Raw genomic sequence first — 18,937 nt, 5'->3', positions numbered from 1 at the left:
GAACCTGCCCGGCGGATCTTCGGGTCGGGTCAAGACGGTCCGAAAGTCAGGCTCCTTCCGGTCCTTCGTGATCCCTGGGGCCTTGTCTGGTCGGCAGTGTTCGCAGGGGTGATGGACAGCGCGGACCGTGGGACGCTCCGTACCTCGTCGTCCTCGTCCGCGCTGGTCGGATACTCCTCGGGCCCGGCGTCGTAAGCGATGCCCAGGAGGGCGCCGCCTACTCCGGGGGGTAGATGTCTCCGCTCCGCATGGCGCTCTCTTCGCTCTGGGATTGCAGCCTGCGGGACTTCTCCTGGAGTCGCTGCCGCTCCTCCGGGTCGCTGGTGTGCTCCGCGGCATCCGCAAGTGCCCTGGCCTTTTCGCGCATCTGCTCAATCCGTGCGCGTGTCTCTCCGCTGCTCATGACCGGACCTCGCTTTCGTGGAGGGGGCTACGGATACCAGCGAACCAAGCTCCGGTGGTCTCGGCATCTCGACGTGCCGTTCGTGGGCTCGTCGCGCTTAGGGCGTGTCTGACGTGGGGGCGCCACAACCCTCGGCCGGGTGGTTTCGCAGCGACTCCTCGCTGTCACGTCGCGCTGACCGGAAGGATCAATTCCACTGATGCCGTCGGGAAGGACGTCCGACCCGCCGGGACCAAGGGAGGAAAACGTAGTGGGAACGAATCGGTCTGCCGCTCCCTGGGGAGTGGGACTGGCCCTGGTTGCTGTCATGACATCTGCGACAGCGCCAGCGGCTGCTCACAGCCAGGCGACGCGCCAGACGGCCGCACGCGTTGCTCTTACGAACGCGGACGACGGCAGGACCGTGTCCGCACGGACCGGTGACGACATCGAAGTCACTCTCACCGGCTACCGCGACCACGGGCTCACCTACTCCTGGAGCATCCCGGTGAGCGACTCCGCCGTCCTCCGGCGGACCGCGGGCAGCACGACCGCGACGGGAAACGCCACGGCACGCTTCCACGTCGAGAGGGACGGTATCGCGGCGATCAGCGCGGCAAGGCACTGCCGACCCGGCGCGGGCCGACTCTGCCCGCTTGTCGTCACGCCGTGGAAGGTGCGGGTGGAGGTGAAGTGACCGCCCGGAACTCGAGGGTTGGCAGAGCACGAGAGTGGGGCCGAGGGGCCCTGAATCCTGGCCGCAGGTTGGCCGCACGCGCTGTTCATCGGTGGGGTACCGGCGGGCCAGGGTGAGACAAGGTCATGCGGAAGGGGTGCCGCTCCGGAGAGTGGCACCCCTTCTGACCTGCAAGCTTCCGACCTGCTAAGCGGTGGGTGTGGGATTTGAACCCACGGTGACTCGCGCCACGACGGTTTTCAAGACCGTTCCCTTAGGCCGCTCGGGCAACCCACCTCGGCACCGGCCACCAGGGCCGGAGCGGGTACAGCGTACCGGGATCGGCGGGCGGGGTGGGGGTGTGGGCCCGGGTGGGAGGGCGGGTTGGTGGTGACCGGCGGCCCGGCGGGTCCCGCGGGAGCGGGGCGGCGGGCCGGAACCGCCGGTCGGTCGGCCGGTCAGGACGGGGACAGGAGCATGCGGGCGGCGAGTACGGTCATCACGGTGCTGGACACCATCGCGGTGACGAGCCTGCCGCGGCTGCCGGTCAGCAGCCGGCCGAGCAGTGCTCCACCGCCGGCGAGCAGCAGTTGCCAGCTGGCGGATGCCGCACAGGCGGCCAGCACGAACACGGCCTGCTGCAAAGGCTTCGCCTCCGCCGAGGCCCGGCTGCCGAGCACGAGAGCCGCGAAGTAGATCACGGTGACGGGGTTCATCATCGTGATGCCCCACAGGCCGAGGTAGGCCCGCCCCGGGCCGATGGGGGTCTCGTCGGTACGCGCCGCCGTCCCGGGCCCGCGGTGACGGGCGATCGCCGTGACCGCGCCGTGGGCCGCCAGTACGACGAGGACGGCGGCGGCGCCCCATCTCATGGGGCCCGTGATCGGCTGGATGGCGTGTGTCAGCGCCGAGCCACCGATCACGGCGATCAGCGCATAGAGGCCGTCCGCGGTCGCGACCCCGAGCGCTGCGCAGGCGCCGGTCCGCAGAGAGGTCCGGGCGGTGAGCGCCACCAGATACGTCGCGACCGCTCCCACGGGCATGGCGATGCCATAACCGGCGAGGAGCCCCGCGACCAGGGCGGCGCTCACGCGTGAAAGAGCGTCGGCCTCCACGGTCGGCCGGACTGCTGCTGGCCTCGCACCGATCGCGCGGCGGAGGTCGGCGGCAGGACTACGGGGATCGAGGTCATGGGCCGATCCTCGCGGCAGTGAGGGCGACCGGACAACCGGTTTTCGAACCGGGGCCGCGAGGTCCGCCGAGAACTGCACAACTGGTCGATGGTCACCTGGTCGGTGGTCACCTGGTGGTTGGTGGTTGGTGGTTGGTGGCTGGTGGCTGGTGGCTGGTGGCTGGTGGCTGGTGGCTGGTGGCTGGTGGCTGGTGGCTGGCTAATGGCCCGCCGCCCAGCCGGTCACGCTGGTACGCCGGTGAGCCGGTCACGCCGATGAGCCGGTCGCGCCGACCGCCGGCCACGCCGGTCAGCCAGTCGCGACGACCACGCCGGTCAGCCAGTCAGCCGGCCACGCCGGCCAGCCCGTTCACTCGCGGGGCGCCCGTTCACTCGCGGGGCGCCCGTCGCTCGCCCGGCGCGCCCTCCGCGGGGCGCCGTTCGCTCCCAGGGGCACGACCGCTTCCCGGGACGCGTGAAGGGGTGCCCCTCCCGTGAGAGGCACCCCTTGGTCACGTGCGTGCGCGTACCCGTCGTGCGGGTCAGCCGTCGCCGTCGCGCGAGGCCAGGGTCAGGTCCACCGTGTGCTCCTGGCCGCCCCGCTTGTAGGTGATGGCGACCTTGTCACCCGGCTTGTGGGTCCAGATCTCACCGATCAGGGTCGGACCGCTGTCGATCACGTGGTCGTCGAGCTTGGTGATCACGTCACCGGGCTTGAGACCGGCCTTCGCCGCCGGACCGCCGGACTCGACCGCCGCGGCGCCGCCCGCACCCTGGTCGGTGATCTTCGCACCGTCGCCGGAGTCCTCCAGGGAGACGGAGGCGCCGATCTTGGCGTACACCGGCTTGCCGGTCTTGATCAGCTGCTGGGCGACGGACTTGGCCTGGTTGATCGGGATGGCGAAGCCGAGGCCGATCGAGCCGGACTGGCCGGAGCCGAAGCCGCCACTGCTGCTGGACTGGATCGCCGAGTTGATGCCGATGACCGCGCCGGAGGCGTTCAGCAGCGGGCCGCCGGAGTTGCCCGGGTTGATCGACGCGTCGGTCTGCAGGGCGCTCATGTACGACGCCTTGCTGCTGGAGCTGCCGTCGCTGGAGGCCACGGGGCGGTCCTTGGCGCTGATGATGCCGGTCGTCACCGTGTTGGACAGGCCGAAGGGGGCGCCGATGGCGATGGTCTCGTCCCCCACGGCCACGTTGTCCGAGTTGCCCAGCGCGAGCGGCTTGAGGTCCGACGGGGCGTTCTTGAGCTTGATGACGGCGACGTCGTAACCCTGGGCGTGCCCGACGACCTCGGCGGCGTACTTCTTGCCGTCCGGGAACGTGGCCGAGAGCTTGCCGCCGTCCACCGCGTCGGCCACCACGTGGTTGTTGGTGACGATGTGCCCCTGCTTGTCGAAGACGAAGCCGGTGCCCGTGCCGCCCTGGCCGTCGCTGCCCTCCGCCTCGATGGTGACCGTGCTGGGCAGGGCCCTGGAGGCCACGTTGGCGATCGTGCCGGGCGCGCGCTTGATCTGCGCGGCGCTGCCGTCGGAGGCCGAGACGGTGGTGGAGCCGCCGCCGTCGTTGTCCTTGGCCAGGGTGTAGCCGAGGCCGCCACCCAGACCGCCCGCGACCAGCGCGGCCGCCAGGACCGCGACGACGAGCCCGCCGCGCCCGCTGCGCGGCTTGGGGGCGGGCTGCTGGTACGACGCTCCCCAGCCGGCGCCGCCCGGGCCGCCGAAACCACCGGTACCGCCGAAGCCGCCGGCGCCGCCGTCACCGTAGGTGGGAGTGGCCGGCGGAGGCGGCCAGGAGCCGTCCGGGGCGGGTGCGGGCGGGCCGGCGGGATGCGCAGGGCCCTGACCGGCGGGCATCGGGCCCTGTCCGGCCACGGCCGGGGCGTCCTGGGGCACCGGTGGCAGCTGAGCCGTCGGCGCTCCCCCCTCGGGCGCGGGGCCCTGCGGGGAAGCGGCGGAAGAGGCCACCGGCACGGGAGGTGCGGACGGGGCCGGGGGTACCGCGTTGCCCTCGTTCTCGGTGCTCACAGCTCTTCTCCTCGATCCACGCCTGTTGTCGTCGGTCGTATTCGTCTGCAGTCAGCTTTTCCCAAGGGCCGTCAGAGCACCATAAGCGGTGGCTGTGGGTCCGAGGGGCCCTCTTTATATAGGATCATTTAGACAAAAGTTACATAAACGAGCATGCTGTACAGCCCGTTCGTCGTACGGCCGCGTCCGCGACGCCCCGCCCAGCGGGCGACGGTGGCACCATGACGCGGTGACCCACGCACCACAGCACTCCATCCAGGTCGTCGCCCACCGGGGCGCCTCCGAGGACGCTCCCGAGCACACCCTCGCCGCCTACAGAAAGGCCGTCGAGGACGGCGCGGACGCTCTCGAGTGCGACGTACGGCTGACCGCGGACGGCCATCTGGTCTGTGTCCACGACCGGCGGGTGAACCGTACCTCCAACGGCCGTGGCGCCGTCTCCGCGCTGGAACTGGCCGACCTCGCCGCGCTGGACTTCGGCTCCTGGAAGACCCGCGAGGCCTGGCACGGGCGGGACGAGGAGCCCGACTGGGAGAGCCGGCCGGAGGACCCCGCGGACACGTCCGTGCTCACCCTGGAACGGCTGCTGGAACTGGTCTCGGACGCCGGGCGGCGGGTGGAGCTGGCCATCGAGACCAAGCACCCCACACGCTGGGCGGGCCAGGTCGAGGAGCGGCTGCTGGTGCTGCTGAAGCGGTTCGGCCTGGACGCGCCCGCCAGCGCCGCCGAGTCCCCGGTGCGGGTCATGAGTTTCTCGGCCCGTTCACTGCACCGCGTGCGTGCGGCCGCGCCGAACCTGCCGGCGGTCTACCTCATGCAGTTCGTCTCGCCGCGACTGCGCGACGGGCGGCTGCCCGCGGGTGTGCGGATCGCGGGCCCCTCGATGCGCATCGTGCGCAGTCACCCCGCGTACGTGGAGCGGCTGAAGCGGACCGGCCACCAGGTGCACGTGTGGACCGTGAACGAGCCCGAGGACGTCGACCTCTGCGTCGAGCTGGGCATCGACGCCATCATCACCAACCGCCCGCGCGCGGTACTGGACCGACTCGGCCGCTGAAACCCGCGCCCCGTGCCGGCCGCCGACGGTGGGCGGCACGGGGCGGCCGGATCGTCACGGAGTGTGCTCCGGCGCGTTCGATGCGTGTACGAGCGTTTCGAATGCGTCGGTGGAAGGGGACTGGCCGGTTTCCGGTACAGGCCAATGGGGCATCCACACCGTGGCGTGGGGCAAAGGAGGTCTCGGGGGTGGCGTTTGTGGTGGCACAGGAGGTGCCCACGTCGTCGAGCATGGCCGTTCCCCATGGTCCTGCGGGCGTGGGGAAGGCCCGGCACCGGATGCGTGCGCAACTACGGACCGGCGGCGTATCGGACACGGTCATCGACGATGCCGTACTGATCCTTTCCGAACTTTTGAGCAACGCCTGCAAACACGGACGCCCCCTGGGTGACGTTCCGGCCGGCGACGGCGACGTCCGCGCCGCATGGCGGGTGGACGCCCGGGGCCGGCTCATCGTCGAGGTGACGGACGGCGGCGGCCCGACCCGGCCGGCACCGGCCACACCGTCGGTGACCGCGCACGGCGGCCGGGGACTGAACATCATCACGGCCCTCGCCGACGACTGGGGCGTGCGGGACGGTGTCCGCGGTGAGGTGACGGTCTGGGTGGTGGTCCACGCGGACGTGCACGATCCCGATGCCGGGTGCCGGCACGCCGGTTTCGCTACGCGCGTCACCGCCCCCTCGCTCCCCGATCTGGCCGGTATGGACTTCGCCGACGCCCTCGAGGACCTGGGCTGAACGGTCGGCGGATCGTCTCCCGGTTCACACCTCTGGCGTCGAGCGTGCGTGCGTTGTCCACAGGTTCCCGTTGGTTCCGTCCTGAACGGCTAGGCTCCCGCCCGTACGAGAAGAGCCGTAACCGGGAGACCCCACGATGGCCAAGAAGCGACCCCAGACGAAGGCCAAGCGGCCCCAGCTCAGCGACGGGGCCCGCGCCACAGGCGCTGATGGACAGGTTCCGGTTGTCGGCGCCCGCGAACCCTGCCCCTGCGGCAGCGGCCGGCGCTACAAGGCCTGCCACGGCCGGGCCGCGGCGCACGCCGCGACCGAGCTGGTGCAGCGCCCGTTCGAGGGGCTGCCCGGCGAGGGCGACTGGATCGCCATGCGTGAGCTGGTCCCGGCCGCGACGGCCGAGCTGACGCTCGCGGACGGCCTGCCCGAGGGCGTCCCTTCGGTCACCCTCGCCACGGTGCTGCCGATGGCCTGGCCCGCGCTGCGCCGCGACGACGGCTCGGTCCTGATCGGCCTGCAGAACGACACGGCGTCCGGCGACATCAGCCGCGACCTCGCCGACACCCTGCTGCGCGCCCTGGAGGCGGAGCCCGGCACCCCCGTGCAGGGCCGCCGCGCCCCCGCCGAGGGCCCGCGGCTGCAGGACCTGCTGACCGCCGACGCCCCGTTCGAGCCGGTCGTGCACAGCGGCTTCGAGTTCTGGGTGCCGGACGCGGAGAACGCCTCCCCGGAGGTGACCGCCTCCCTGGAGCGGGCGAACGCCGCCGCGATCCCGACGGTGAAGCTGTCCGGCGTGGACGCCGCGTACTGGTGCGAGACCCCGGAGAAGAACCACCTGCGCTGGGTGATGCCCCATCCGGAGGAGCGGCTTCTGGACGCGCTCGCGCGACTGCACGCGGCGGGCCGTTCCAGCCTCGGCGAGGGCACCCGGCTGGTGGGCTCCTTCCGTGCTCACGGGCTCACCGTGCCGGTCTGGGACCTGCCGAGCGGGGTCATGGCCGAGGACGTGGAGAAACCGGCCGCCGAGTTCGCCGATCGCCTCACCGCCGCTCTCGCCGTCCAGGAGCCGCTCACCGCGGACGAGCGCCGGGCACGCGGCGGGCTGACCAACCGGCAGGTCACGCTCAGCTGACGACCCCGGCGCCGGGTCGCGGCTGATCGGTCGGTCAGCCGCGAGACCCGTACCCACAACAGGTGACTCCTGTCACAACTCCCCCTTGGGACAGGGAAATCGGTGGCCGAATGACCCGGACCGAATTTGCGAACCGCCGATCTCTTGTTACCGTTCCAGTAGCCCGGTTGCTGGTGCATCCCCCGTCGCCAGCAACCGGGCCTTTCCATGCCCGCACCCGGTGCGAACCGCGGGGCCGAGCGGCAAATGCCCTCAGTGCCTCATGAGTTGCTGCCGGAGCGCAGCAGCAGTGCGCCGCCGGCCCCGCGCCCGGCGAACTCGGTGACGGCCGTGTAGGCGCCCGGTCCGCCCCGGCTGTGCTCGCGGGGCGTCTCACAGGTGGCCGGCTCGTCGTCGGCGCCCGTGACGCAGCGCATCTGCAGGGTGCGGCCGCCCGGTCCCAGCAGACTCAGCACGGAGTCCAGCGATTCGCCGGTGGCGTTGCGGTAGTAGGTGCGCGCCCAGGTGTCCAGGCCCTGGGTCAGCACGCAGGTCTGCGCCTCGATGCCCTCGGGCGAGGTGAGTTCGGGGCCGCAGCGGGCGGCGGTGGCGAGGCCGAGGCCGAGGATCAGGGGGGAGCGGCTCGGAGCGGCGGAGGGGTCCTTGGCGTCGACGCGTTCCGCGGGGCCGTCGCCACCCGACGGCGTCCCGGCGGCCGCCTGCCCCGCGTCGCCCACCTGCCCCGCCGACGCCACGGTCAGCGGCAGCGCGATGGCTGCCGCCACGACGACCACGAGGGCGAGCAGACGAAGCTTTCGGGGGTCCGGGGGCCGGCTCCCGGAATGACACAGCATGTCGCGAAGATAACGAGCGCCGGGACCCGACCGGCCCGTCCGCGCCCGACACCCCCTACAACTCGGGTGCGCTCACACCCGTACGGGTGAGGGCGTCGACCACGGCGTCCACCACCGCCTCCACGTCGGGCACCCAGGGGGAGGCCGAGCCGGGCAGCGGGGGACGCTCCCAGCGGACGCCGCCCTGGCCCGTCTCGGACGGGGGCAGGGCGATGTAGCCGCCCTCGCCGTGGAAGCGCAGGGAGCCCGGCACGAAGTCCTTGGCGTAGAGCAGCTCGCCCAGCTGCTCCATGGAGTACGGCCGCACCAGCAGCGACCAGCGGGTGGGCGAGGCGATCACCGGCCCGAGGCGCATACCCCGCCGGTCCAGCAGGGCGAGGGCGCGGGACGCGGCGAGCGCCGGCAGGCTGACCGCGCAGGGCGCCTTGCCGCCCGTCGCCAGGATGATGGGCGCGCTCGGCCGGTTGGTCCACCACCAGCGCACCATGCGCGCGTCGGCGGAGGCGGCGAGCAGGCCGGGATCGAAGGGGTGCGCGCCGGGCACCGTGCACTCCGGGTCGGGGCAGGCGCAGCGGGCCCGCCCGTGCGGGTCCGGGGCCACGCCCGGGAGTACGGGCCACTGCCATTGAGTCGCGAAGGCCAGCGCCGCGCTGATCAGCTCAGGCTTCCCGTCGTTCCTGGACAGGAGCCTGCGTCGCCTTCCGAGGATCTCGCGCATGAGCGCTCGTTCCTTTCCGTTGCACCGCTGGCAACACCGTGGACTCATCACATCATGTGTCGATCACTTCACTGTGCGTACCTATTGGCGCATCACACCCCTGCCCGCGGCAGGGGGACCCCAGGGGGTCGAGCGTTGGCCGCGTCCGCGTCCGTAGTGCATTTTCCAAAAGCACGGCTGCGGCGTGGGGGTGGCGAAGTATGGCGTTTTGCCTTCGCGCGTGGTTCTCTCCGCCTCCGCCACGGGAGGATGGGGCTCGGCCATCGGTGGTTATGACGCCCGGGTCCGTCGCCAGGTTCCGGGTGGCCCCCAGCCACCCCTGGCCTTCTCCGAGTACGTACCCATCACGACCGCTGTGACGCTCCGTCGAGCAAGGCCAGTCGACCGCAATGGACCGATACCTGAGGCAGTTTTCAGCCAACTTGGCAGTAAGGCAAGGGCTTCCGGAGAAATCGGCGTCAGACCCATGGACACCAGGAAACCCCGCAGGACAATGCTGGACATCCCCTTACGAGTGCGTGTACATGTGGAGACACTGCTAGCGGCGCAGAGTGACATGGGGGTTTGCGATGCTTTTGAGCAAAACGCACCGGTCTGAAAGCCGGACGCCATGAACGCCCCCCACCCTCCGAAAGTGGCTGGAATCGACCCCACGGTTCCAACCCCCGCACACACTGTCGCGCCCACTCCCCCCGCCCCGGGCAGCGGCCCCGCCGCCGACACCCTCCCATCCGTCCCGAACGCCCCCGCGCCGCCCGCCCCCGCCCCCGGCGCCCTCCTCCAGGACCGGCTCGCCGGCTGGGTCTCCGACCTCACCACCGTCCACGAACTCACCGAGCGGCTCTCCCGCACGAGCGCGCTGGACACGGCCCTGCACGAGCTGCTGCGCGCCGGAGCCGCCCTCGTCGGCGCCCGCCGCGGCCTCGTCGTCCTGCACCCCGGGGACGGGCTCGGTCCCCGCACCACCGTGGGTCTCGGCCTCGGCCCTGCCGACCTCGGCCACATCGAGACCGTCCCGCGCGGCTCACTGCCCTACGGCGCCCTCCTCGAACCCGGCGAGGACACCGAGATCGTCCACGCCGACCTGCTCGCCGAGGACGGCCTCGACCCCCGCCACCGCGAGGTGGCCGCCCGCCTCGGCTACGCCGCCAGCTACGCCGTGCCCCTCGCCACCGACTCCGCCGGCCGACTCGGCGCCGCCGTCTGGCTCTACGACGAACCGGCCGAACCGCACGAGCGGCAGCGCCACCTGGCCGGCCTCTACATCCGGCACGCCACCGAGCACCTCGCCCGGCTGCTGGAGGTGGAGCGGGCACGCGTGCGCGTGGCGACCATCACCGAGGAACTGCTGCCCTCCCGGCTGCCCCGGGTGGCCGGCGTGCAGCTCGCCGCCCGGCACCGCACCGGCCCGCGCGGCGGCGGCGACTGGTACGACGCCCTGCCGCTGCCGGACGCGGCCCTCGGCCTCTCCGTCGGCTCGGTCACCGGTTCGGGGCCCAGCGCGGTGGCCGCCATGGGCCGGCTGCGCGCCTCCCTGCGGGCCTACGCCGTGATGGAGGGCGAGGACCCGGTCGCCGTCCTGTCCGACCTCGAGCTGCTGCTGCGGCTGACCGAGCCCGCCCGCTCCGCCACTGCGCTCTTCGCCTACTGCGAGCCGGCACTGCGCAAGATCACCCTGGCCGGCGCCGGGCACAGTCCACCGCTGCTGATCGGCGAGCGGCGCACCGAGTTCGCCGAGACCTCCGTCTCCGCGCCGCTCGGCATGCTCGCCTGCTGGGAGGCGCCCAGCGTGGAGATCCAGGCGGAGGCCGGGGACACGGTCCTGCTCTACACCGACGGACTGCTGCACCGCACCGGCGACCCGATGGACCGCGCCTTCGCCCGGCTGCACGCGGCCGCCGCGAGCATCCCGCGCGCGGTGCGTCACGATCCCGGAGCCGTCGCCGACCACGTCCTGCGCACCGTCCTGCCGGACGGTCTGGACACGGCGGACAGCGAGGAGGACGTCGTCCTGCTGGCCGCCCGCTTCGACTGAGCGGCGCGCCCGGCCTCCGGCATGACCGGGCATAACAGGTCATCCGGCCCCGGTCCGCCGACGGTACGACCGTACGATGATGGGGGTCCCCGCCCGGCCACGAGCCAGGAGCGTGTGGGCCCCGGGGGAGATCACTGGCGTATCGAGGAGGATCACGTGTCCGACGAGCTCAACCCGGCTGTGCCCGACTCCGCTACCGCGGAGGGCCCGGAGACCGAGTCCGAGGAGACCGTCAAGCAGCGCAAGAACGGCCTGTACCCGGGCGTCTCCGACGAGCTGGCCGAGAACATGCGGTCCGGCTGGGCCGACACGGAACTGCGTGACCTGGAGCCGATCGAGCAGGCCGGGCACACCGCGCGCCGCCGTGCCGCGCTCTCCGCCCGTTTCCCCGGCGAGCGTCTGGTGATCCCGGCGGGCAATCTGAAGACCCGCTCGAACGACACCGAGTACTCCTTCCGCGCCTCCACCGAGTACGCGTACCTCACCGGCGACCAGACCGAGGACGGCGTCCTCGTGCTGGAGCCGGAGGGTGACGGCCACCAGGCGACGATCTATCTGCTGCCCCGTTCCGACCGCGAGAACGGCGAGTTCTGGCTCTCCGGCCAGGGCGAGCTGTGGGTCGGCCGCCGGCACTCCCTCACCGAGTCCGAGGCGCTGTACGGCGTCCCGGCCGCGGACGTGCGCGAGCTCGCGGACCGGCTTCGCGAGGCCACCGGCCCGGTGCGGGTCGTGCGCGGCCACGACGCCGGCATCGAGGCGGCCCTGACCGACAAGGTCACCGCCGAGCGCGACGAGGAGCTGCGCGTCTTCCTCTCCGAGGCCCGTCTGGTCAAGGACGACTTCGAGGTGGGCGAGCTGCAGAAGGCCGTCGACTCCACCGTGCGCGGCTTCGAGGACGTGGTGAAGGTCCTCGACAGGGCCGAGGCGACCAGCGAGCGCTACATCGAGGGCACGTTCTTCCTCCGCGCGCGCGTGGAGGGCAACGACGTCGGCTACGGCTCGATCTGCGCGTCCGGCCCGCACGCCTGCACCCTGCACTGGGTGCGCAACGACGGCCCGGTCCGCTCCGGCGACCTGCTGCTGCTCGACGCGGGCGTGGAGACGCACACGCTGTACACGGCCGACATCACGCGCACGCTGCCGGTCGACGGCACGTACAGCGAGATCCAGAAGAAGATCTACGACGCCGTGTACGAGGCGCAGGAGGCCGGAATCGCGGCCGTCAAGCCGGGCGCCAAGTACCGCGACTTCCACGACGCCGCCCAGCGCGTGCTCGCCGAGAAGCTCGTCGAGTGGGGCCTGGTCGAGGGCCCGGTCGAGCGCGTCCTGGAGCTGGGCCTGCAGCGCCGCTGGACCCTGCACGGCACCGGCCACATGCTCGGCATGGACGTCCACGACTGCGCGGCCGCGCGTGTGGAGGCGTACGTCGACGGCACGCTGGAGCCGGGCATGGTGCTCACCGTCGAGCCCGGCCTGTACTTCCAGGCCGACGACCTGACGGTCCCGGAGGAGTACCGGGGCATCGGCGTCCGCATCGAGGACGACATCCTCGTCACGCAGGACGGCAACCGGAACCTCTCGGCGGGGCTGCCGCGCCGCTCCGACGAGGTCGAGACGTGGATGGCCTCGCTGAAGGGCTGACAGGACGTGCGGCGGCCGGGCACCGGAAGGCGCCCGGCCGCCGGCGTCCCCGCACGCGCGCGAGGACCTCACGTGCCCGGACCGCGCTGGTGCGGAGGACCTCACGTGCCCGGATCGCGGTCGTGCAGGATCCGCTGGAAGAGCCGGCAGTCCCGCCAGGCGCCGTTGATGTGCAGGTAGTCAGGAGCAGTCCCGATCGGCTGGAAGCCGCACTTCGCCAGCACCCGCTGCGAACCGGCGTTGTCGAGCAGCGTGGACGCCTCGAGCCGGTGTAGCCCCGCGGTGTCCCGCGCGATCCGGCACATCCGCCGCACGGCGGCACTGGCCAGCCCGCGGTTCTGCCGGTCGGCGGCCACCCAGTACCCGAGATAGGCGCTGCAGAAGGGACCCCGGACGATCCCGGTCAGGGTGAAGGCCCCGGCGATCCGGCCGTCCGCCTCCGCGAGGACCATGGGCAGCACGGCACCCTCGGCGTACTGCCGCAGCAGCCCGTGCACCCGCTCGGACTGCCCCGCCGCGGTGAAGAAGGACTCCGGTCTGACCGGCTCCCACGGTTCGAGATGCTTGCGGTTCGCCACGTAGGCGGCGCACAGCGCGTCCACGTCCCCGCGCGCGAGCAGCCGCAACGTCACGCCGGCCGCTATCTCCTCGGTCTCGATTCGCATGCGCGCACCCTAGGGCCGCTCCCCCGGAGAAGGGGACCCGGCCTCACACCGCCACGGGCGGCACGTCCCCGCGCCACTTGAGCATCTTGTCGAAGCTGACCACCGTGCCACCCCGGCCGGGCTTGGCGCCGATGTGCACGTGATCGGCGAGCTCCCGGATGAGACAGAGTCCGCGGCCGTGCTCGGCGTCCGGGCGCGCGGGCCGGACCTCCGGCAGCCGAGCGGGCCCGGGTCCCGAATCGGCCACCTCGATACGGCACTTCTCCCCGTCGAGGTACGCGGTCACCCGGTACGCCTCCGGGGCAGCACCGGGTGCCGTCCCCCCGCCGTGCTGGACGGCGTTGGCGCAGGCCTCGCTGAGGGCGACGGACAGGTCGTAGGAGATCTCCGGGTCGACGCCCGCCGTCTCCATGGTGCCGATCAGCAGGCGTCGGGCGAGCGGCACGCTCGCGGCCTCGCGGCGCAGATGGAGTGACCACCAGATGCTCATGCTCCAGCCTCCTGGCCGCGGCTCGACATACCGTTACGTATTGCCGCCCGTAGGTGGCCGTAAGCACTCAGCCGACGTGACAGCGCCCATACGGTCGATGCGCCCGGGGAGAAATCGGTGTATGAGGGGCGCGTCCCACGACCTGCCGTACCCGCCGGGAGCGGGCAGTGCGATGATGAGGCCGCCATGAGTGCCCCCCACCCGCGCACGGCGCGTCCCGGAGCCGGGCTCCGGATTCTGCGGGCCGCGGTCTTCGCCGCGGTCTGTGTCGTGCTGGCCGCGGCCGGGCACACTCTGGCCTCCTGCGCGCGCGTGCCGTTGTGGACGCTCGGCGCGGGCTTCCTCGGCTCTCTGCTGCTCGCGGCACCGCTCACCGGGCGGAGCCGTTCGCTGCCCGGCATCGCCGCGCTCCTCGCGCTCGGGCAGGCCGTCCTGCACACGCTGTTCGGGCTGGGCGGGCAGGCCATGGCCACCGGCGGGATGTCGATGGGCCCGGCGGACGGGGCGATGGACGACACCGCGCTCGTCGAGCGGGCCGCCCGCCTGGTGTGCGGGTCGGGTCCGTCCGTGCTCACCCCGGGACACGCCTACCGGCTCCTGCTCGACGCGCGCCTCATCGACCCCGAGGGCCATGCGGTGGGCACCGCGCCGGCCATGCACCACATGGCCGCTCCCAGCGGCTCCCCGGCCGCCCTGCTGCCCTCGCTGCCGATGCTGCTCGGCCACCTCCTCGCGGCCGTCGTCGCGGGCTGGCTGCTGCGCCGGGGCGACCTGGCGGTGCTGCGGCTGATCGAGCTGTCGGCGCACGGAGTCGCCGAGGGGGCGCTCGTCCGGTCCCTGCGCGGGGCGCTCGCGTTGGTGCGCGCCCTGTGCGCCGGGCTGCTGCCCGCCGTCGAGCCGCGCCCACGCGGTCGCCGTACCGCCCGGGACGAGGCACCCGCCCCGCACGCCGCCGCGCTCCAGCACACGGTGATCCGGCGCGGGCCGCCCGCCGCCGCCTTCCTTCTCGCCGCCTGACGCGGCCGCACCACTCCACACCACCGGTGGGAGAGGGGCCGCCGTCGTGCGGCCCCGCGCGCATGCGTCCGGCGCACCCGTCGAGTGGCACGGCCACGCACGCGCGTACCTCCCGGCAACACCGCCATCCTCACCGGAACCACCAGAGTGGAGTGCTCCTGCCATGCAGGCTTCTCGTGTCGCCCCTCGTCGTATCGCCTCTCGTGTCGCCGCCGCCGCCGCCGTCGCGGGCACGGCCGTGCTGACCCTGTCGGTCCCCGCCTTCGCCCACGTCACCGTGCAGCCCGAGGGCACCGCGGCCAAGGGCGGTTACGCGGTCGTCGACTTCAAGGTGCCCAACGAGCGTGACGACGCCTCGACGACCAAGCTCGAGGTCAACCTCCCGACCGACCACCCGATCGCCTCGGTCATGCCGCAGCCGATCCCGGGCTGGACCGTGAAGATCACCAAGTCGAAGCTCGACAAGCCGCTCACGATGCACGGCGAGAAGATCGACGAGGCCGTCTCCAAGGTCACCTGGACCGCCGACGGCAAGGGCATCGAGTCCGGCTACTTCCAGAAGTTCCCGCTGTCCGTCGGTGCCCTGCCCGAGGACACCGACCAGCTCGCGTTCAAGGCGATCCAGACGTACTCCGACAAGGAGGTCGTGCGCTGGATCGAGGTGCCGCAGAAGGGCCAGGAGGAGCCGGAGAACCCGGCCCCCGTGCTGGAGCTGGCGGCCGCGACCGACGACCACCACGGCGCGGCGGGCGCCAAGGGCGCCTCGGACGAGTCCGGGAAGTCCGGCGAGTCCGGCACGTCGAGGACCACGGCCGCCGACAAGGACTCCGACGGCGGCAGTGACACCACCGCGCGTGTGCTCGGCGTGGTCGGCATCGTCGTCGGCGCCGCGGGTGTCGCCTACGGCGTCCTCGCCGGCCGCCGCCGGACCGCCGCCTGAGCCACCTGCCGTCCGCGCACCGGGGCCGTGCTCCCGTACGACCCCGGTGCGCGCCGGAGTTCTCACATCTGGGACATTTCTCTATGCGCAAGAAGACGTTCACCGCGGCCGCACTGCTCGCCGCCGCCACCTTGACCCTCTCCGCCTGCGGCAGCGGGAACGACGAGGACACGTCCGCCGCGGTCTCGGTGGGATCCGGCTCGAACAGGGCCGCCACCGTGCTCGACCAGCCCTTCGAGAAGCCGGACCTGGTCCTCACCGACACCCATGGCGAGAAGTACGACCTCCGCAAGGAGACCAAGGGCCACCCGACCCTGGTCTACTTCGGTTACACACACTGCCCCGACATCTGCCCGACGACGATGAGCAACATCGCCGTCGCCGCGCAGAAGCTGCCCGCGGCGGCGCGGAAGGACCTCAGGGTCGTCTTCGTCACCACCGATCCCGGCCGTGACACCCCGGCCGAGCTGGGCAAGTGGCTCAAGAGCATCGACCCGCAGTTCGTGGGCCTGACCGGTGACTTCGCGGCCGTCCGGGCCGGCGCCCGCACGGTGGGCATCTCCGTCGAACCGACGACCAAGGACAAGAACGGCAAGCTCGTCTCCGTGCACGGAACGCAGGTCATCGCGTTCTCGCCCAAGACCGACGCCGGTTACGTCCTCTACGGCGAGTCCGCCACGGTCGACGACTACACCAAGGACCTGCCCAAGCTCGTCGAGGGGGCGAAGCCGTGAGACGCGCCGCCCTGACCGCCGCCGCCCTCACCGGCGCCCTCGCCCTCACCGGCTGCTCGGGATCCGGCTCCGATTCCGGCTCCGGCTCCCGCTCCGATTCCGGCTCCGGCTCCGGCTCCGGGAAGGCCGATCTGTCCGTCAGTTCCCCGTACATGCCGCAGCCCGTCTCCGCCGACATGGCGGCCGGCTTCCTGACGATCGCCAACAAGGGCGGGGCGAAGGACGAGCTGACGTCGGTCACCAGTGACGTCGCCGGCGAGGTCACCATGCACCGCACCGCCGGGGGCGCCATGACGGAGCAGACCTCCTTCGCCATACCGGCCCACGGCCGGCTCGTGTTCAGAAGCGGTGGCGACCATCTGATGTTCGAGAAGCTGAAACACAGGCCGAAGCAGGGACAGACGGTCACGGTGAAGCTCACGTTCGCCGAGGCCGAGCCGCTCACCGTCGAGATGCCGGTGAAGTCCGCCACGTACAACCCGTCGACCGGCCACTGAGGGAGGGACCACCTTGACGCGGACCATCACCCCCCGACTGCGGGCCCTGGCGCTGCTGTTCCTCGCCGTCGCCGGCGCACTGCTGGCCGGCGCCGGACCGGCCTCCGCGCACGCCGCACTGACCGGCAGCGACCCCGCACAGGGAGTGGTGGTCACCAAGGCGCCCACCCAGATCTCGCTCACCTTCTCCGAGAAGGTGGCGATGGGCGACGACTCCCTGCGGGTGCTCGACCCCAAGGGCAAGCCGGTCCAGCGGGGCACACCCGACAACGTGAGCGGGACCACGTACGCGGTGCAGCTCAAGAGCGGCCTGGCCAAGGGCACCTACACGGTCACCTACCAGGTCGTCTCGGCCGACAGCCACCCCGTGTCCGGCGCCTACACCTTCTCCGTCGGGGCACCCTCGCAGACCGTCGTCTCCGGTGCCACACCGGCCGCGGGCGGCGGAGCCGTGGGCGTGCTCTACGCCCTGGGGCGGTACGTGTCCTACGCCGGCTTCATCGTGCTCGCGGGCGGCGCGGCCTTCGTCCTCGCCTGCTGGCAGCGCGGCGCGGGCGTACGGGCGCTGCAGCGGCTGGTCGTCGGCGGCTGGCTGGCACTGACCGCGGCCACCCTGTGGCTGCTGCTGCTCCGCGGCTCGTACACCACGTCGGGCAGGCTCGGCGACGTCTTCGACCTCGATCTGCTCGGCCAGGTGCTGCAGACCAAGACGGGTGCCGCGCTGGTCTCCCGGCTGCTGCTGCTCGCCGCCGCCGCGCTGTTCGTCGCCGTGCTCTTCGGCGCCTACAACCGGCGCGAGGAAGGCGAGGAGAAGCGCGACCTGACCTTCGGGCTCGCCGTCGGCGGGGTGGTCGTCGCGGCCGGGCTCGCGTCCAGCTGGGCGATGGCCGAGCACGCCTCGGTCGGCCTCCAGCCGGTCATCGCCATGCCGGTCGACGTCGTTCATCTGCTCGCCGTCGCCGCCTGGCTGGGCGGTCTCACCGCCCTCCTGGTCGCGCTGTACCGGGCACCCGCGGAGACCCCCGTCGAAGCGACCGCGGTACGCCGCTTCTCCCAGCTGGCCTTCGGCTCGGTGATCACCCTCGTGGCCACCGGCACCTACCAGTCCTGGCGGCAGCTCGGCTCCTGGTCGGCGTTCACCGACACCGGGTACGGGCAGCTCCTGCTGGCCAAGATCGCCCTGGTGGCGGTGCTGGTCGGCGTCGCCTCGATCTCACGCCGGTGGACCGGCCGGCTGGCGAACACGGCCGCGCCGGCCAAGGAGGCCCCGGCACCGAAGGAACGGGTGACCTCGGCCGCGGGCACGCAGACCGCCGGCCCGGCCGAGCGGGCTTCCACCGCGGGCACGCAGACCTCCCACGCGGACGAGGCGACCCTGGCCGCGGGCACGCAGACCGCCGGCCCGGACGAGCAGGGTTCCACCGCGGGCACGCAGACATCCGGCCCGGACGAGGCGACCCTGGCCGCGGGCACGCAGACCTCCGGCCCGGCCGAGGCGACCGGCTCCGCGGCCGGGGAGGTCTCCGCCTCGCGGGAGTCGGGCGCAGGCAAGGGCGCGCAGGCGGTCGCGGGCGGCGAGGTTTCGGACGCCGGCTCTCGGCGCGCCGTCCAGCTCGCCCGGCAGCGGGCCGCGGTCGACGCCGCCCGGGAGAAGCGGCTGCGGGACGCCGACCCCCACCTGTTCGGGCTGCGCCGCTCGGTGCTCACCGAGGCAGCGATCGCGGTCGTCCTGCTCGCCGTCACCACCGCGCTCACCCAGACCGAGCCGGGCCGCACCGAACAGGAGGCCAAGGCCGCCACGTCCGCTTCCGCCGGCTCCTCCTCCTCGTCGTCCACCACGTCCGGCGCGCTGACCCTGGACATGCCCTTCGACACCGGCGGCAGCGACGGCAAGGGCATCGTCAGCGTCGACCTCGACCCCGCGCGCGTGGGCGGCAACGTGATGCACGTGTACGTCCAGCGACCCAACGGCCGGGCCTTCGACGTCCCCGAGGTGAAGGTCGCCTTCACCCTGGAGGCGAAGAAGATCGGTCCGCTGCCCGTGGACCCCGACCACGTCACCACCGGCCACTGGACGGCGAACGGAGTGCAGATCCCCATGGCCGGCGACTGGAAGATCGCCGTCACCGTGCGCACCTCCGACATCGACCAGGCGACCGTCTCCAAGAACGCGCAGATCGGCTGAACC

The 18,937-nt window shown here is 72.4% G+C and carries 18 protein-coding genes and 1 tRNA gene; 11 read left to right on the top strand and 8 right to left on the bottom strand.

The features are described 5' to 3' along the window. Positions 1–217 precede the first annotated feature (217 nt). A complete protein-coding gene (locus tag ACGFT2_RS25245) occupies positions 218–403 on the bottom strand; it encodes a DUF6381 family protein (protein ID WP_393282012.1) in 186 nt (61 codons plus the stop codon). A gap of 403 nt (positions 404–806) precedes the next feature. On the opposite strand from ACGFT2_RS25245, the gene ACGFT2_RS25240 reads away from it, so the two are divergent. Beyond that, the gene (locus tag ACGFT2_RS25240; protein WP_393282010.1) at positions 807–1,079 is read left to right on the top strand and encodes a hypothetical protein; all 273 of its coding nucleotides are present in this window, start codon (positions 807–809) and stop codon (positions 1,077–1,079) included. 191 nt (positions 1,080–1,270) lie between these two features. Here ACGFT2_RS25240 and ACGFT2_RS25235 read toward each other — a convergent pair. The 3 genes from ACGFT2_RS25235 to ACGFT2_RS25225 form a co-directional block, all read right to left on the bottom strand. After that, positions 1,271–1,355, bottom strand: a tRNA-Ser gene (locus tag ACGFT2_RS25235). Between the two features lie 161 nt (positions 1,356–1,516). Beyond that, positions 1,517–2,149 carry a LysE family transporter gene (locus tag ACGFT2_RS25230; RefSeq protein WP_393282008.1) on the bottom strand — a complete coding sequence of 211 codons (633 nt, stop codon included), beginning with the start codon at positions 2,147–2,149 and terminating at the stop codon, positions 1,517–1,519. A 622-nt stretch (positions 2,150–2,771) separates the two neighbouring features. Continuing rightward, a complete protein-coding gene (locus ACGFT2_RS25225) occupies positions 2,772–4,256 on the bottom strand; it encodes a S1C family serine protease (protein ID WP_393282006.1) in 1,485 nt (494 codons plus the stop codon). Between the two features lie 229 nt (positions 4,257–4,485). On the opposite strand from ACGFT2_RS25225, the gene ACGFT2_RS25220 reads away from it, so the two are divergent. The 3 genes from ACGFT2_RS25220 to ACGFT2_RS25210 all read left to right on the top strand — a co-directional run bounded on the left by ACGFT2_RS25220 (position 4,486) and on the right by ACGFT2_RS25210 (position 7,179). Beyond that, positions 4,486–5,313 (top strand): glycerophosphodiester phosphodiesterase, encoded by an 828-nt coding sequence (locus ACGFT2_RS25220; RefSeq protein ID WP_393282004.1) that lies wholly within the window; start codon positions 4,486–4,488, stop codon positions 5,311–5,313. A 101-nt stretch (positions 5,314–5,414) separates the two neighbouring features. Beyond that, positions 5,415–6,053, top strand: a complete 639-nt coding sequence (locus ACGFT2_RS25215) for an ATP-binding protein (protein ID WP_393282003.1) — start codon at positions 5,415–5,417, stop codon at positions 6,051–6,053. 136 nt (positions 6,054–6,189) lie between these two features. Continuing rightward, positions 6,190–7,179, top strand: coding sequence for a DUF5926 family protein (locus ACGFT2_RS25210; RefSeq protein WP_393282002.1), 990 nt, complete (start codon positions 6,190–6,192; stop codon positions 7,177–7,179). 260 nt (positions 7,180–7,439) lie between these two features. Here ACGFT2_RS25210 and ACGFT2_RS25205 read toward each other — a convergent pair whose 3' ends face one another. Together ACGFT2_RS25205 and ACGFT2_RS25200 are read right to left on the bottom strand one after the other, a co-directional pair. Continuing rightward, positions 7,440–8,012 carry a hypothetical protein gene (locus tag ACGFT2_RS25205; protein ID WP_393282000.1) on the bottom strand — a complete coding sequence of 191 codons (573 nt, stop codon included), beginning with the start codon at positions 8,010–8,012 and terminating at the stop codon, positions 7,440–7,442. Positions 8,013–8,067: 55 nt separating this feature from the next. Beyond that, positions 8,068–8,730: a bifunctional DNA primase/polymerase gene (locus ACGFT2_RS25200; RefSeq protein WP_393281998.1), complete on the bottom strand. Its 663-nt coding sequence runs from the start codon at positions 8,728–8,730 to the stop codon at positions 8,068–8,070. A 610-nt stretch (positions 8,731–9,340) separates the two neighbouring features. Here ACGFT2_RS25200 and ACGFT2_RS25195 point away from each other — a divergent pair. Together ACGFT2_RS25195 and ACGFT2_RS25190 are read left to right on the top strand one after the other, a co-directional pair. After that, positions 9,341–10,765, top strand: a complete 1,425-nt coding sequence (locus ACGFT2_RS25195; RefSeq protein ID WP_393281997.1) for a PP2C family protein-serine/threonine phosphatase — start codon at positions 9,341–9,343, stop codon at positions 10,763–10,765. 156 nt (positions 10,766–10,921) lie between these two features. Then, entirely contained in the window at positions 10,922–12,406 is a 1,485-nt protein-coding gene (locus ACGFT2_RS25190; protein WP_393281995.1) for an aminopeptidase P family protein, read from the top strand. 101 nt (positions 12,407–12,507) lie between these two features. On the opposite strand, the gene ACGFT2_RS25185 is transcribed toward ACGFT2_RS25190, so the two are convergent. Together ACGFT2_RS25185 and ACGFT2_RS25180 are read right to left on the bottom strand one after the other, a co-directional pair. After that, the gene (locus ACGFT2_RS25185; protein ID WP_393281993.1) at positions 12,508–13,071 is read right to left on the bottom strand and encodes a GNAT family N-acetyltransferase; all 564 of its coding nucleotides are present in this window, start codon (positions 13,069–13,071) and stop codon (positions 12,508–12,510) included. Positions 13,072–13,114: 43 nt separating this feature from the next. Further along, positions 13,115–13,561: an ATP-binding protein gene (locus tag ACGFT2_RS25180; protein WP_393281991.1), complete on the bottom strand. Its 447-nt coding sequence runs from the start codon at positions 13,559–13,561 to the stop codon at positions 13,115–13,117. Between the two features lie 186 nt (positions 13,562–13,747). On the opposite strand from ACGFT2_RS25180, the gene ACGFT2_RS25175 reads away from it, so the two are divergent. The 5 genes from ACGFT2_RS25175 to ACGFT2_RS25155 all read left to right on the top strand — a co-directional run bounded on the left by ACGFT2_RS25175 (position 13,748) and on the right by ACGFT2_RS25155 (position 18,934). Continuing rightward, positions 13,748–14,578, top strand: a complete 831-nt coding sequence (locus tag ACGFT2_RS25175) for a hypothetical protein (RefSeq protein ID WP_393281989.1) — start codon at positions 13,748–13,750, stop codon at positions 14,576–14,578. 163 nt (positions 14,579–14,741) lie between these two features. Then, positions 14,742–15,518 (top strand): YcnI family protein, encoded by a 777-nt coding sequence (locus ACGFT2_RS25170; protein ID WP_393281987.1) that lies wholly within the window; start codon positions 14,742–14,744, stop codon positions 15,516–15,518. An 83-nt stretch (positions 15,519–15,601) separates the two neighbouring features. After that, positions 15,602–16,252, top strand: coding sequence for an SCO family protein (locus tag ACGFT2_RS25165; RefSeq protein WP_393281985.1), 651 nt, complete (start codon positions 15,602–15,604; stop codon positions 16,250–16,252). Next, positions 16,249–16,749, top strand: coding sequence for a copper chaperone PCu(A)C (locus ACGFT2_RS25160; RefSeq protein WP_393281983.1), 501 nt, complete (start codon positions 16,249–16,251; stop codon positions 16,747–16,749). Before ACGFT2_RS25165 ends, ACGFT2_RS25160 begins: the two co-directional genes overlap by 4 nt. Before the next feature lie 13 nt (positions 16,750–16,762). Beyond that, entirely contained in the window at positions 16,763–18,934 is a 2,172-nt protein-coding gene (locus tag ACGFT2_RS25155; protein WP_393281981.1) for a copper resistance protein CopC, read from the top strand. Positions 18,935–18,937: the final 3 nt, after the last annotated feature.

The organism is Streptomyces sp. NPDC048514, assembly GCF_043199955.1.
In the GTDB taxonomy this organism is placed as follows: Bacteria; Actinomycetota; Actinomycetes; order Streptomycetales; family Streptomycetaceae; genus Streptomyces.
The sequence above is the reverse complement of the archived record's forward strand: the minus strand, read 5'-3'. Positions and strand labels throughout refer to the sequence as shown.